Origin of the sequence: Methylobacter luteus IMV-B-3098, assembly GCF_000427625.1 — a bacterium.
In the GTDB taxonomy this organism is placed as follows: Bacteria; Pseudomonadota; Gammaproteobacteria; order Methylococcales; family Methylomonadaceae; genus Methylobacter; species Methylobacter luteus.
This window is the reverse complement of record NZ_KE386569.1, coordinates 2880972-2894709: the sequence shown is the minus strand read 5'-3', so window position 1 is coordinate 2894709 and position 13738 is coordinate 2880972. Positions and strand designations below refer to the sequence as shown.

At 52.7% G+C, this 13738-nt stretch carries 14 protein-coding genes; 10 read left to right on the top strand and 4 right to left on the bottom strand.

Annotation, left to right across the window (positions count from 1 at the left end):
• The first annotated feature begins 2 nt into the window (after nt 1-2).
• On the top strand, nt 3-407 hold the full coding sequence (locus METLU_RS0115400) for a response regulator (protein WP_036243186.1): 405 nt from the start codon (nt 3-5) through the stop codon (nt 405-407).
• Between the two features lie 5 nt (nt 408-412).
• On the top strand, nt 413-2626 hold the full coding sequence (locus METLU_RS25540) for a GGDEF domain-containing response regulator (protein ID WP_027158996.1): 2214 nt from the start codon (nt 413-415) through the stop codon (nt 2624-2626).
• On the opposite strand, the gene METLU_RS0115390 is transcribed toward METLU_RS25540, so the two are convergent.
• Complete coding sequence (locus tag METLU_RS0115390; RefSeq protein ID WP_027158995.1) at nt 2589-3176, bottom strand: CPBP family intramembrane glutamic endopeptidase; 588 nt, start codon at nt 3174-3176, stop codon at nt 2589-2591. The genes METLU_RS25540 and METLU_RS0115390 overlap by 38 nt on opposite strands.
• 82 nt (nt 3177-3258) lie before the next feature.
• Here METLU_RS0115390 and METLU_RS0115385 point away from each other — a divergent pair, with 82 nt between their 5' ends.
• Nucleotides 3259-3516, top strand: coding sequence for a YcgL domain-containing protein (locus tag METLU_RS0115385; RefSeq protein ID WP_027158994.1), 258 nt, complete (start codon nt 3259-3261; stop codon nt 3514-3516).
• A gap of 235 nt (nt 3517-3751) precedes the next feature.
• Here METLU_RS0115385 and dcd read toward each other — a convergent pair whose 3' ends face one another.
• Nucleotides 3752-4318: a dCTP deaminase gene (gene dcd / locus METLU_RS0115380; protein ID WP_027158993.1), complete on the bottom strand. Its 567-nt coding sequence runs from the start codon at nt 4316-4318 to the stop codon at nt 3752-3754.
• 301 nt (nt 4319-4619) lie between these two features.
• Nucleotides 4620-5711, bottom strand: a complete 1092-nt coding sequence (apbC, locus tag METLU_RS0115375; protein ID WP_027158992.1) for an iron-sulfur cluster carrier protein ApbC — start codon at nt 5709-5711, stop codon at nt 4620-4622.
• Nucleotides 5712-5897: 186 nt separating this feature from the next.
• Here apbC and metG point away from each other — a divergent pair, with 186 nt between their 5' ends.
• The 7 genes from metG (at nt 5898) to METLU_RS0115340 (ending at nt 13144) form a co-directional block, all read left to right on the top strand.
• Entirely contained in the window at nt 5898-7925 is a 2028-nt protein-coding gene (gene metG, locus METLU_RS0115370; protein WP_027158991.1) for a methionine--tRNA ligase, read from the top strand.
• Nucleotides 7926-7946: 21 nt separating this feature from the next.
• On the top strand, nt 7947-9620 hold the full coding sequence (hcp, locus tag METLU_RS0115365) for a hydroxylamine reductase (protein WP_027158990.1): 1674 nt from the start codon (nt 7947-7949) through the stop codon (nt 9618-9620).
• 8 nt (nt 9621-9628) lie between these two features.
• Nucleotides 9629-10183, top strand: coding sequence for an electron transport complex subunit RsxB (gene rsxB / locus METLU_RS0115360; RefSeq protein WP_027158989.1), 555 nt, complete (start codon nt 9629-9631; stop codon nt 10181-10183).
• Nucleotides 10180-10842: an endonuclease III gene (gene nth, locus METLU_RS0115355; protein WP_027158988.1), complete on the top strand. Its 663-nt coding sequence runs from the start codon at nt 10180-10182 to the stop codon at nt 10840-10842. The genes rsxB and nth overlap by 4 nt, the downstream gene beginning before the upstream one ends.
• A 130-nt stretch (nt 10843-10972) precedes the next feature.
• Complete coding sequence (locus METLU_RS0115350) at nt 10973-11443, top strand: HvfA family oxazolone/thioamide-modified RiPP metallophore (RefSeq protein WP_027158987.1); 471 nt, start codon at nt 10973-10975, stop codon at nt 11441-11443.
• Nucleotides 11444-11532: 89 nt separating this feature from the next.
• Complete coding sequence (locus METLU_RS0115345; RefSeq protein ID WP_027158986.1) at nt 11533-12384, top strand: HvfB family MNIO-type RiPP peptide maturase; 852 nt, start codon at nt 11533-11535, stop codon at nt 12382-12384.
• On the top strand, nt 12365-13144 hold the full coding sequence (locus METLU_RS0115340; RefSeq protein WP_027158985.1) for an HvfC family RiPP maturation protein: 780 nt from the start codon (nt 12365-12367) through the stop codon (nt 13142-13144). The genes METLU_RS0115345 and METLU_RS0115340 overlap by 20 nt, the downstream gene beginning before the upstream one ends.
• Before the next feature lie 141 nt (nt 13145-13285).
• Here METLU_RS0115340 and METLU_RS0115335 read toward each other — a convergent pair whose 3' ends face one another.
• Nucleotides 13286-13732 (bottom strand): hypothetical protein, encoded by a 447-nt coding sequence (locus METLU_RS0115335; protein ID WP_027158984.1) that lies wholly within the window; start codon nt 13730-13732, stop codon nt 13286-13288.
• Between the last annotated feature and the right edge of the window lie 6 nt (nt 13733-13738).

Here is a 13738-nt window from a genome sequence, read left to right as displayed (position 1 = left end):
ATATGAATAGCATTCAACCCATCTTGCTAGTCGAGGATGATCAGGTCGACATCATGACTGTGAAACGCGGCTTAAAAAAACTCGGCGTAGTCAATAAACTGATTACGGTCAATAATGGTGAAGAAGCCCTGCATTACCTGGAAAACTCGGAAGATGTACTGCCCTGCATGATCCTGCTAGACATCAATATGCCCAAGATGAACGGCCATGAATGCTTGAAGCAACTGAAAAATCATCCCGCCTTCAAAAACATTCCCGTGGTCATGTTGACTTCCTCGCTGGAACAACAGGATGTCAACCAGAGCTTTGAACTTGGTATTTCAGGTTATATATTGAAACCTGTTGAGTACGATCAGTTCATTGATGCCATCCAGGTGTTACGCTCATACTGGACAATAAAGAAATAACTGTCATGACGGACATAAAACTGTTATTAGTCGAAGATGACCTGACCGACCAGATGAGTTTCGAGCGCTTTGTCAAACGTGAGCATCTGCCTTACATTTATGACATTGCCGGCTCCGTGGAAGAAGCCATTGAGGCCCTGCAAAAAAACGACTATGAAATCATCCTGGCCGATCATGGCCTGGGAGACGGCACGGCCTTCGACCTGTTTGCCTTTATCCCCGACACGGCCTCGGTCATTTTCGTGACCGGCAGCGGCGGTGAGGATATTGCCGTCAGGGCGCTCAAGATGGGAGCGGCCGATTATCTGACCAAGGATCTTGGCGGCCAGTACCTGAAGTTAATACCGGTTACCATCAATCATGTTTTAAAAGCCAAGGCGGCTGAAAGAGAACTGGATGATTACCGCAACCGGCTTGAAAACCTGATTTCGGAACGCACGACCAAATTACGCCAGGAAATCGGCGAGCGCCAGCAGGCTGAAGAACAATTAAGACGGGAAAAAGAACGCGCGCTGATTACGTTAAAATCCATAGGCGACGCCGTTATCACCACCTCCAAAAACGGCATTATCGAATTCCTGAACCCGGTTGCCGAAAAGCTGACCGGCTGGCGCATGGCTGAAGCCAGAGGGCGGGTCATCGACGAAGTCTTCAATATCTATAATGACATCACCCGAAAACCGCTTCCCAATCCGGTCTTTCGCGTTCTGGCCACCCATGAAACCGAACACGTCAGCCATGACACGCTGTTGATCAACCGCTACGGCATTGAATATTCGATCCAGGATTCCGCCGCCCCGATTCATGACAAGGACCGCCAGCTACAAGGCGTGGTCCTCGTGTTCAGCGATGTGACGGCATCACGCCGCCTGTCGAAAGAACTCGCCTACCAGGCCGCGCACGATCCTTTGACAGGCCTCGTGAACCGCCGCGAATTTGAAGTCAGGCTCAACCGTGTTCTAAAGGCGAGAAATCACGGCGAAGGCGATTTTGCCTTCTGTTATCTGGATCTGGATCAGTTCAAAATCATCAATGATACCTGCGGCCATACCGCCGGTGATGAACTGTTAAAGCAGGTCACGACCCTGCTGCAACACGAGGTCAGAATACGCGATACACTGGCAAGACTGGGTGGCGATGAGTTCGGCATCCTGATGGAGCATTGCACGATTGAACAGGGCGAGCGCCTGGCCAACTCACTGCGCGAAATTATCGCCAATTATCGATTCAGCTGGGAACGCCAAAGCTTTCGCATCGGCGTCAGCATCGGTTTAATCGCCATCGACAACGAATTCCACTCGCTCAACGACCTGCTCATGATCGCCGATGCCTGCTGCTATGCCGCCAAGGATGCAGGTCGCAACCGCGTTTACGTATACCAGAAAAACGCCGAGGAAATCCTGCAACGCTCCGGGCAAATGCATTGGATCGCCAAACTCAATGAAGCCCTCGATAAGGACCATTTCCGGATTTACAAACACCACATCAAAAGCATCCACGAACAGGAAGGCGAGCATTACGAAATCCTGGTCAGAATAGAAGACAATAACACCTTGATCCCGCCCGGGGCGTTTATCCCGGCCGCCGAACGCTATGGCCTGATGCCGAAAATCGATCAGTATATTATCGCGAAGACGTTTGCCTGGCTTGCCGACAATCCCGGCCAACTGGCTCAACTGTCGCTGTGCACGATCAACCTGTCCGGGCATACCCTGGGCAGTGAAGGTATTTTGGCTTCCATCACGCGGCAGCTGGACTATTACGCCTTGCCGCCCCATAAGTTCTGCTTTGAGATCACCGAAACAGCAGCGATTTCCAATCTGAATATGGCAACCACCTTTATTACCACGTTAAAGGAAAGCGGCTGTCAGTTTGCGCTGGATGATTTCGGCAGCGGCCTGTCTTCATTTGCCTACTTGAAAAACCTGCCGGTCGATTATTTGAAGATTGACGGCATATTCGTCCAGGATATCTGCAACGACGAAATCGACCTGGCCATGGTTAAGTCCATCAATGAGATCGGCCATCTGATGGGCAAGAAAACAATCGCCGAGTTTGTCGAAAACAAGGGCGTTTATGACAAAATCGTGGCCTTGGGCATTGATTTCGCCCAAGGGTACTGGATCAGCCAGCCCGTCCCGCTGGAGACGCCGTATACTGCCGAGCCTTATATTGACAACTCTATTGACGCGTCCTATACGCGCGAATCAGCGCCATAAATGCCAGGAAATCGTAGAGTCCGTGAATGATGATCGGCGTCAACAGGTTTCTGTCGCCACCGTAATCGAGGGTCCAGCCCAGATAAAGCCCCACCAGTGCCGCCATCAGCGCATAAAGCGGCGTCACGGCATGCACCAACCCGAAAATAATGTTGCTGCCGATCAGTCCTATTGTCATGCCCCACGATGACTCTATCCAGGGCTGAATGACGCCGCGGAACAGAATCTCCTCGGATACACCGGCAATCGCCGCCAACATAAACACATCGGACCAGTGGTAGCGATTCAAACCGGGGCCCAGCGTATCAATCAGCAGCCTTCTGATATGCGCCAAGGAGTCTATCTGCAACTGTTCCAACGCCCCAAACACAATAAACAACGGCGCGGTTCCCAACACGCCGTAAGCGATTGCGGCTTCGGAAAAGCGCAGATTTTCGAAAGGATTGATACCGGCAATCCAGCCCAGAACGACCGCGACCACGATCAGCGACGCTTCAAAATAACAGGCCTGTTTGAAAAAAGTATCGGGATTGAAAGAGGTTTTAGCCATCGGTGCGATTAAAAATTAAGGTTAAGGCATTCTAAACAAAAATGGTTAAAATAGCTGCCCTGATTCATTATCGTTTAATGCCATGCACTGTTTCATCTATAAAAGCCTCAAAAAAGAAGACCTTTATTTATATATCGATAAAAAAGACGATTTTTCAAAAGTGCCGGAAATGCTGTTCAACAGCTTCGGCAAAATAGCCTTTGTCATGGATCTCGAATTAACGCCGGAACGCAAACTGGCCAGAGAAGATGCCGGCAAAATTATCGCCAGACTAAAGGAAAAAGGTTTCTTTGTGCAAATGCCGCCGACCAAGATACCGGCGCCATTGAAAGTTCAGTAAGCGTATAGAACCACGAAAAACACAGAGAACACGAAGCCTGTAGGGTACTCATCGCGTACCTTTTTGAGGCTTGATTTGCTGCTGAAGTTCTGTAGGGTATGCATCGCATACCTTTTAAAATTTGTCGACTTGCAACAACCCTGAAAAGGTACGCAATGCGTACCCTACTTCGTGTCCTTCGTGGTCAATAATTAAGCTGATGGGTATGGGATTATGCCCAAAACCAACAGCAATCTTAAGTTTTCGGCAACGTAACGCCAGTCTGTCCCTGATACTTGCCGCCTCTGTCTTTGTAAGAGGTTTCACACACTTCATCGCTGCCGATGAACAGCATTTGCGCGACGCCTTCATTAGCGTAAATTTTGGCGGGCAGCGGCGTGGTGTTGGAAAACTCCAGCGTCACATGCCCTTCCCACTCCGGCTCCAGCGGCGTGACGTTGACGATAATGCCACAGCGCGCATAGGTCGACTTGCCCAGACAAATCGTCAAAACATCGCGAGGAATACGGAAATATTCGACCGTGCGCGCTAACGCAAACGAATTCGGCGGGATGATGCAGACATCGGACTTCACATCGACGAAGCTGTTCGAATCGAAGTCTTTCGGATCGACGATAGCCGAATTAATATTTGTGAAAATCTTGAATTCATCAGAACACCGGACATCATAGCCGTAACTGGATGTGCCGTAGGAAATGACGCGCCCCTGCCCCGCATTTCTGACCTGACCGCTTTCAAACGGCTCGATCATGCCGTGCTCTTCCGCCATGCGGCGTATCCACTTGTCCGACTTAATACTCATGAACTACTAAATACCTGGTTGATTTAAAAAGACTAATTTTCACACAGACAGATAGCCGGGCGCAAGGCGGGAACAACCGGCCAGCGGCCAACGCCAAGCCAGTTCAATTGTAGGGTACGCATTGCGTACCTTTCCAGAGCCGCGATGAGCCGAGGAAATTTGAAAGGTATGCGATGCCCTATAGGGCATAAATGCATAGCCTACAGAACTGGAAAGACTCTTTCATCAGGAAGAACACGAAGTTCACTAAGAAACAATATAAATCTTCGTAACCTTCGTGGTTAACCTGTCGAATTTAGGCTCAAGTATTCTGCACGACAATGTTAGGAAACTTACCGCTGAAATCCTTGGCTTTCAGCGCCAGCTTGGCCGCGGCCTTGCGGGCGATTTCCCTGTAGATCTGCGCCGGACGCCCGTCGGGATCGGCCGCGACCGTTGGCCGACCGCAGTCGGCGAACTGGCGGATAGTGATATCCAGCGGCAGCGAGCCCAGAAAATCAACCCGGTTTCTCTCGGCCATGGCCGCGCCGCCGCCCTCGCCGAAAATAGCTTCTTCATGGCCGCAGTTGCTGCAAATATGCAGGCTCATGTTTTCAACGATCCCCAGCACCGGCACATTGACTTTTTCGAACATGCCGAGGCCGCGCTGAGCGTCGATCAAAGCGATATCCTGCGGCGTCGTGACGATGATTGCGCCGCTGACCGGAATCTGCTGCGCCAGGGTCAACTGGATATCGCCGGTGCCGGGCGGCAGATCGATAATCAGATAATCGAGGTTAGACCAATTAGTATCCTTCAGCAATTGTTGCAGGGCATTGGTCACCATCGGACCGCGCCAGATCATCGGCTGGTCGGCGTCAACCAGATAGCCGATGGAATTGGTCTGCACGCCGTAAGAAACCTTTGGCATCATGGTCTTGCCGTCCTCGCTGGCCGGAGAGCCGGACAGCCCCAGCATGGTCGGAATGCTAGGACCGTAAATGTCGGCATCGAGAATGCCGACCTGCGCGCCTTCAGCCGCCAGCGCCAATGCCAGATTGACCGCGGTCGTGGATTTGCCGACCCCGCCTTTGCCCGAAGCCACGGCAATGATATTTTTGACATTGGGCAACGGCTTCAATGCCTGCTGCACGGCATGCGAGATGATTTTTACCGAGACATCGACTGTTACATTGCCTATGCCGTCCAGCGCTTTCAGGTGCTGCTCGACGCCAGTCTTCAGCTCGTCGATATAACTTTTGGCAGGATACCCCAGTTCGAGTTTAACGCTGACGTTGGCCCCCTCTATCGTGATCGCCTTAACTGTTTTTGCAGAAACCAGATCAGCGCCATTATTCGGATCGATAAACGTGCTCAGCAGTTTTTCTACATCAGCCTTTTCGATGCTTGACATACTATGCTCCATGTTAGGTAAGGTAAGAATTCGAGCAAATAACCAAGTAATTTACTCTGGAATAGAAGGCATTTTACCGCTTTTCTCCTATAATGCACATTTTAGCGTCTCGTTATTCGGTAGCGGCGCTATTTTATGCCATAATACACGGTTCGTTTTGTCTTCGTACTGCTTGATATTTATATTATGTCGGATAGAAAAATTCTCGTCACCAGCGCTTTACCCTACGCCAACGGCCCTATTCATCTTGGACATCTGGTTGAATACATTCAAACGGATATCTGGGTACGTTTTCAGAAACAACGCGGCAATCAATGCTATTACGTTTGCGCGGACGATACGCATGGCACGCCGATCATGCTGAAAGCCGATCGTGAAGGCATCACGCCGGAAGCGCTGATCGCCCAGGTCGGCAAGGAACATCTGGCTGACTTTACCGAATTCGGCGTCGCTTTCGATAATTACCACAGCACCCATTCCGACGAGAACAAAACCTTTTCATCGCTGATCTACACGCGCCTTCGCGACGGCGGCCACATCAGCTCGCGCACGATCACGCAGGCGTACGACCCGGTCAAGAACATGTTCCTGCCCGACCGCTTCATCAAAGGCGAATGCCCTAAATGCGGCGCGCCCGATCAATACGGCGATAGTTGCGAGGCCTGCGGCGCAACCTATTCGCCGACCGAATTGAAAAACGCCGTTTCCGCCGTTTCGGGCGAAAAACCGATTGAAAAGGATTCCGTTCATTACTTTTTCAACCTCGGTGATTTCGCCGGAATGCTTCGGCACTGGACCAAATCAGGGCATTTGCAGCCGGAAGTCGCCAACAAGCTCGACGAGTGGCTGGAAGCCGGCCTGCAGCAATGGGATATTTCGCGCGATGCGCCGTATTTCGGCTTCGAGATTCCGGACGCGCCGGGCAAGTATTTTTACGTCTGGCTCGATGCGCCTATCGGCTACATGGCCAGCTTCAAAAACCTGTGCGAGAAGCAGGATATCGATTTCGATGCCTTCTGGAGCAAGGACAGCGATGCCGAGCTGTACCATTTCATCGGCAAGGACATCATTTACTTCCATGCCCTGTTCTGGCCGGCCATGCTGAGCGGCGCCGGCTTCAGAACGCCCAGCGCCATTTTCGCGCACGGCTTCCTGACCGTGAACGGCGAAAAAATGTCCAAGTCGCGCGGCACGTTCATCAAGGCCAGAACCTATCTGGATCATCTGAATCCCGAATACCTGCGCTATTATTTCGCTGCCAAGCTGAGCGCCGGCGTTGACGATATCGACCTGAACTTCGACGATTTCAGCCAGCGCGTGAATTCCGACCTGGTCGGCAAGGTCGTCAACATCGCCAGCCGCTGCAGCGGTTTCATCAAGAAACGCTTCGACAACAGACTGTCCGCGCACTGCTCGGAACCGGCCTTGTTCGCCGAATTCGTCAAAGCCCATGCGCCAATAGCCGAGTTTTACGAAACGCGTGAATTCGCCAAGGCCATGCGCGAAATCATGGCATTAGCCGACAAAGCCAACCAGTACATCGACGAGAAAAAGCCCTGGCTGATCGCCAAGGAAGAAGGCAAGGACGCCGAACTGCACGACGTCTGCTCGATGGGCCTCAACCTGTTCCGCCTGCTGGCGGCCTATCTGAAACCGGTCATTCCGGCGCTGGCAACCGAAGCCGAGCAGTTCCTGAACATCGCCTCGCAAGCCTGGCCGGTGACCGGTGTACAGCCGTTGACAGACCATGTCATTAACGACTTCAAACCGCTCATGACGCGTGTTGAGGCCGATAAAATCGCCGCCATCATAGAGGACTCCAAAGAGAATCTGGAAAAAACTGCCGAGGCGCCCAAAGCTAAAGCACATACTTGCGAACCGATCGCCGACACCATCGAGTTCGACGATTTCGCCAAACTGGACCTTCGCATTGCACGCATTGTCAAAGCCGACCATGTCGAAGGGGCCGAGAAACTGCTGCAATTGACCGTCGATATCGGCGATGAAACGCGCAATATCTTTGCCGGCATCAAGTCGGCTTATGCGCCGGAAGACCTGGAAGGCAAATTGACGGTCGTGGTCGCCAATCTGGCTCCGCGCAAAATGCGTTTCGGCGTCTCGGAAGGCATGGTGCTGGCGGCAGGCCCCGGCGGCAAAGACATATGGGTACTGCACCCTGACGCAGGCGCAAAGCCGGGCATGCGCGTTAAGTAATTTAGTAGTAGAGAGTTAGATATGTTTTGTTACCACTGTCAGGAAGCCAAAAAAAACGTTGCCTGTGATTCGGCCGGCATCTGCGGCAAGAAAGAGGATGTGGCCAGTCTCCAGGACTTACTGGTGTATGCGCTGAAGGGCTTGTCGTTTTATGCGCACAAGGCGGGGCAGCTGGGCATACGCGATGCCAAAACCGATCGGTTCACGGCTCGGGCACTGTATGCCACTGTAACCAACGTCAACTTCGATCCGGCCGTTTTCGTGTCCCTGATACAGGAAACCATTCAGCGCAGAAACCATCTGCGCCATCAGTTTATTGCCGCGTTTGAAGAAAAGAACGACGCCCCTTTTAGCGAGTCTGTGCCCGAAGAAGCGATCTGGCAGTATACGGACGTTTCGGAAGCGGCTTTCGTGGCACAAGGTGAAGCTGTCGGCGTCATGCAGATCTCCGCACTGGATACTGACTGTCATGCCCTGCGTGAATTGCTGGTGTATGGCCTGAAAGGCCTGGCGTCATTGATCGAACATGCCGAAGTGCTGGATTTTGCCAATGAAGAACTGTATGCCTTCATGCACGAAGCACTGGCTTTCAGCCTGAAAGCCGACAGTTCCCTCGATGAAATCATGGCCATGAACTTGAAATGCGGCGAACTCGGCATGACCGCTTTCGCACTGCTCGATCAGGCCAATACCGCGCGCTTCGGCGATCCGGTCCCGACCAAGGTCTATCTCGACAGCTGGGAAAAACCGGGCATCCTCGTTTCGGGCCACGATCTGCGCGATATCGAAGACCTGCTGGAACAGACCGCCGGCACCGGCGTCGACGTTTACACGCACGGCGAGGCCATTGCCGCGCACGCCTATCCGGCCCTGAAAAAATACTTCAATCTGGCCGGCAATTTCGGCGATGCCTGGCAGGAACAACGGACCGATTTCCAGAAATTCAACGGTCCGATACTGATCACCACCAACAGCATTCAGCAGCAGAAAGACAAGTACAAAGACAAGATTTACACGACCGGCATGGTAGGCTGGCCCGATGTGCCGCATATCGCCGACCGCAAGCCCGGCCAGCGCAAGGATTTCAGCGCGCTGATCGAACAGGCCAAACAATGCGAGCCGCCCAGCCAGCTCAGCGACAACACGACTACGCTCGGCTATGCGCACCAATCGCTGCAAAGCTATCTGGAACAGATTGCGGCAGGCATCAAAGACGGCTCTATTCGCCGCCTGGTCGTTATGGCTGGCGCCGACGGCCGCCACAAGGAGCGCCGGTACTATACGCAGGTCGCCGAGGCCCTGCCTCCAGACACGCTGATCCTGACGGCGGGCGATACCAAATACCGCTTCAACACACTGGCTCTCGGCGACATCAACGGCATTCCGCGCTTGCTGGACGCCGGCCAAAGCAATGACTTCTACTCACTGATCGCGTTCCTGAAAGAGCTGCAGCAGGCCCTGGGCCTTGCCGGTCTCAACGAACTGCCGGTGTCTTTCAATATCGCCTGGTATGAACAGAAAACCATCCTCATGACGCTGGCGCTGCTGGCGCTGAACGTTAAAAACGTGCGCCTGGGCCCTACCCTGCCGCCGTTTTTCACAGCCAAGATCAAGGACAGGCTGGCCGGGCAATTTGCGCTGAAAGGCATAGACAAGGCCGAAAACGATGTCGCGGCGATGGTGGCAGGCAACTGAACAAAACTGTGATTGAGCAAATAAACGCTTTACTGCCGCAAACCCAATGCGGCCAATGCGGCTTCAAAGGCTGTAAGCCTTACGCCGAGACCATCGCTAATGGCATGGCCGACATCAATCAATGCCCGCCCGGCGGCGACGAAGGCATCATCGAGATCGCGCGTCTGCTGGGCGTACCGGCCAAGCCGCTCAATACGCAGTTCGGCCAGCACAAGCCCAAACAGGTCGCGTTCATTATCGAAGACGACTGTATCGGCTGCACAAAATGCATCGCGGCTTGCCCTGTCGATGCGATTTTGGGCGCGGCAAAATTCATGCATACGGTCATCGCCTCGGAATGCACGGGCTGTGAGCTTTGCATCGCACCCTGCCCGGTCGACTGCATCGTCATGAACGTTGTAGAGCCTCAACCTACGCCGGCACAAAAATCCGCGCAGGCGCAACGGGCCATGCACCGCTATGAGGCGCGCAGCCTGCGCCAGCAACAGGAAGAAGCGGAAAAAGCCGAACGCGCACGCAAGAAAAAAGAAGCCTTGCTCAAACTGAAATCGATCAAGCCATGAACGCTGAAAAACGCCGCGCCATCTTTGACCGTCTGGCAGCGGCCATTCCCGAGCCCAAGACCGAGCTTCAATACACGACGACTTTTGAGCTGTTGATCGCGGTTGTGCTGTCGGCCCAGGCGACCGATAAAGGCGTCAACAAAGCCACCACCAAGCTGTTCCCCGTCGCCAGTACGCCTGAGGCGATCCTGGCGCTGGGCCTGGAAGGTCTGACGGACTATATCAAGACCATCAACTTTTACAGGGGCAAAGCGGCCAATATCATGACCCTTTGCCGGCAATTGCTCGAGCGGCATGCAGGCCAGGTGCCGCAAACGCGAGAAGAACTCGAGGCCCTGGCCGGTGTCGGCAGGAAAACAGCCAATGTCATGCTGAACACAGCATTCGGCCAGCACGTGATTGCTGTCGACACCCACATCTTCCGCGTCGCCAACCGCACCGGCATCGCGCCCGGCGAGAACGTGCGGGAAGTGGAGCAAAAGCTCGAAAAATGGGTGCCCAGGCAGCACAAAAAAGATGCCCATCATTTACTGATACTGCATGGCCGTTACACCTGCATTGCCAGAAAACCGCTCTGCCCGAACTGTGTCATTAAAGATCTGTGCGAATATCCAAATAAAACAACCGAGTTAGCTAAAAACTCAGTGGCAGGAACTTGATTAAGCCTGTATAGTCTTTAGATGCTCAATATTTGGACAAGCAGATATTCATCATTTGTTCAGTTGTGTTTGATATCATAAGTCGTACTCAATACTTATGAGTCACTGTTTTTAATACTCGGGAGTCAATATGAAAAAAATTAACAAAACACCTTTCGCGGCGGCTATGGGGACCGCATTCCTGTCTACTTTGGCGGTAACAGCGGCCCATGCGGAAGCCAACCCTTTCGCCATGACCGACATGAACAGCGGTTACATGCAAGTGGCTGCAGCTGACACTGCCAAATCAGGCATGAAAGAAGGCTCATGCGGCGAAGGCAAATGCGGCGGCGCCATGAAAGCGGCGCCCAAAACCGTGGAAGGCGCTTGCGCCGGCAACAAACCTGCCGCGAAATCAGTCGATAAAGCGGCAGAAGGCAAATGCGGCGAAGGCATGTGCGGCGCCATGATGGAAGGCGGCAAAATGAAAAAAGGCATGGAAGGCATGTGCGGCGCCATGATGAAGGGTAAAGAAGGCGCTTGCGGCGCCATGCAAAAAGGCACGGACACTAAAGGTGCAGGCCAGGAAAAAGTCAGCCCTAAAAACGCAGCCGGCGAATAAGCCTTAAGGCAGGTACAGCCTGTCCTGACTGCAAAAAGAGGGCATGACCGTCATGCCCTCCCGCTTTAATCCAAAATACAGGTGTTCTTATGGACACAACCCTAAATCTCGTGCACGGTGCCGGTCTGGGCCTGCGTCGGTCTTTTTTAACTGAAATCGTCGAAAATCCACCCAAAGAAGTCGATTTTTACGAAGTCGCACCGGAAAACTGGATCACGATAGGCGGCAAACTGGGCAAGCAGTTTCGGGCCATGACCGAACGCTTTGACTTTGTTTGCCACGGCTTGTCCTTATCGATAGGCAGCACCGATCCGCTCGACGAAAAATTCGTGCGTGACGTCAAAAACTTCATGGCCGAACACCAGATCAAATTCTACAGCGAGCACTTGAGCTACTGCAGCAACGAAGGCCATCTGTATGACCTGATGCCCATGCCGTTCACATCGGAGGCCGTCTCGCATGTCGCGGCGCGCATCAGGCGCGTCCAGGACATTCTGGAGCAAAAAATCGCTATCGAGAACATCTCCTATTACGCCGCGCCGGGCCAGGAAATGGCCGAAATAGACTTCTTCAACGCCGTCATTGCAGAAGCTGACTGCGACGTCTTGATCGATATCAACAACATTTACGTGAACAGCGTCAACCACGGTTATGACGCCGAGGCGTTCCTGAAAGCCATTCCGGCCGATCGGATCGCCTACGCGCATATTGCCGGGCACTATGTGGAAGCCGAGGATTTCCTGGTCGACACGCACGGCGCCGATATCATCGACCCGGTCTGGAAACTGCTGGGCAAGGCCTATGAGCTTTACGGCGTATTCCCGACTCTGCTGGAACGGGATTTCAATATCCCTTCCTTGGCGGAACTGGTGCAGGAAGTCCGCACCATTCGGACGATACAAAACGCTTGGGAAAATCAGCATGAAAAACAGTCAGCCTGAAATCGCCAACCGCGTCGATTTTAAAGCCAGGCAGTTGGAGTTTGCGTCCTATATCAGAGACCCTGAAAACAATCCCGCGCCGGCCGACGTCAAGGCCCAGCGTATGGCCATGTATCGCGAGTTGTTCTTCAACAATGTGGAAAGCTTTCTGTCCAGCAGTTTTCCGGTCCTGCGCAGTATTCTCGATGACAAGCAGTGGTTCGGGCTGGCTCAGGATTTCTTTGCCAGCCACCGCTGTCAATCCCCCTATTTTTCAGAAATTCCGGAAGAATTCCTCGATTACCTGCAGAACGAACGCGACAATCCCGACGATTTGCCTTTTCTGCTCGAACTGGCTCATTACGAATGGGTGGAAACGGCGCTGGCGATCGCCAAAATGGACGTGATCGCCAATAGCCGCGACGACATCGACAATCTGCCGAACGAGCGCATCGCCCTGTCGCCGCTGGCCTGGCCGCTGGCTTATCAATATCCGGTCCAGCAGCTATCGCCCGACTTCCTGCCGGCTGTGGCGCCGGAACAGCCGACTTTCCTGATCGTCTACCGCAATATCGATGATGAGGTTCATTTTTCCCAGATCACGGGGATCACTTACCGGCTGCTGCAACTGATTCAGGAAAATGAGGGGCTGACGGCTGAGGATTACTTAAGACAAGTGGCGCAGGAAGCCAATCATCCCGATCCGGCTCTGATCATGGAAGGCGGTCTGGCAATATTGAAGGAATGGGCCGAAAAAACGATTATTACGATAATCGCTTAAATTTAAAGTAGTAAGGCTGATTGATTAACCACGAAGGTCGTTCGTGACCTTCGCGGTAAAAATTCTTTATCTTTAACTGTTACATAGCATTAGCTAATCAACTTATGGGAGCGAAGAAACCCGCCCCCACAATCCCGGTTTTTACGGTTTCTTGCCAAACAACTGTGGGCCTTTAGGCTGGGCTTTCTCCTGCAGGCAGTGATAAGCCGCACTTTCATACTTGATCACTAAAGACTGCGTGTTTTTATGCTCGGTAATAAATTTCTCGGCTTCATCGGCCGTCAGGTCTTTCATCAGGAAAGTCGCGATACACATACAGGCATCTTCGAGCCGTTTCTTGTCGTATTCTTTATTGACAGAGCTTTTCAGTTCCCTGGCCACGCATTGATCCGCAAACTGATGTTCGAACGTATGTTTTTGAACATCGGTCACAACCGCGTCATGCGAATGATCGAAAGGATTATGCACAGCGGTGCTGGCCGGCTTCTGCTCCTCCTTGTCATCCGAACAACCTGTCACTGACACCGCCAGAACAGTGCCTATCATGGCCGCCAAAAAAAGATTTTTTGTAAAGGTAAACGTTTTCATAAATTT

Bases quoted from the DNA above. Each gene is read 5' to 3' on its own strand.
- METLU_RS0115400 (WP_036243186.1), top strand. From the start codon at position 3: ATGAATAGCATTCAACCCATCTTGCTAGTCGAGGATGATCAGGTCGAC.
- METLU_RS25540 (WP_027158996.1), top strand. From the start codon at position 413: ATGACGGACATAAAACTGTTATTAGTCGAAGATGACCTGACCGACCAG.
- METLU_RS0115390 (WP_027158995.1), bottom strand. From the start codon at position 3,176: ATGGCTAAAACCTCTTTCAATCCCGATACTTTTTTCAAACAGGCCTGT.
- METLU_RS0115385 (WP_027158994.1), top strand. From the start codon at position 3,259: ATGCACTGTTTCATCTATAAAAGCCTCAAAAAAGAAGACCTTTATTTA.
- dcd (WP_027158993.1), bottom strand. From the start codon at position 4,318: ATGAGTATTAAGTCGGACAAGTGGATACGCCGCATGGCGGAAGAGCAC.
- apbC (WP_027158992.1), bottom strand. From the start codon at position 5,711: ATGTCAAGCATCGAAAAGGCTGATGTAGAAAAACTGCTGAGCACGTTT.
- metG (WP_027158991.1), top strand. From the start codon at position 5,898: ATGTCGGATAGAAAAATTCTCGTCACCAGCGCTTTACCCTACGCCAAC.
- hcp (WP_027158990.1), top strand. From the start codon at position 7,947: ATGTTTTGTTACCACTGTCAGGAAGCCAAAAAAAACGTTGCCTGTGAT.
- nth (WP_027158988.1), top strand. From the start codon at position 10,180: ATGAACGCTGAAAAACGCCGCGCCATCTTTGACCGTCTGGCAGCGGCC.
- METLU_RS0115350 (WP_027158987.1), top strand. From the start codon at position 10,973: ATGAAAAAAATTAACAAAACACCTTTCGCGGCGGCTATGGGGACCGCA.
- METLU_RS0115345 (WP_027158986.1), top strand. From the start codon at position 11,533: ATGGACACAACCCTAAATCTCGTGCACGGTGCCGGTCTGGGCCTGCGT.
- METLU_RS0115340 (WP_027158985.1), top strand. From the start codon at position 12,365: ATGAAAAACAGTCAGCCTGAAATCGCCAACCGCGTCGATTTTAAAGCC.
- METLU_RS0115335 (WP_027158984.1), bottom strand. From the start codon at position 13,732: ATGAAAACGTTTACCTTTACAAAAAATCTTTTTTTGGCGGCCATGATA.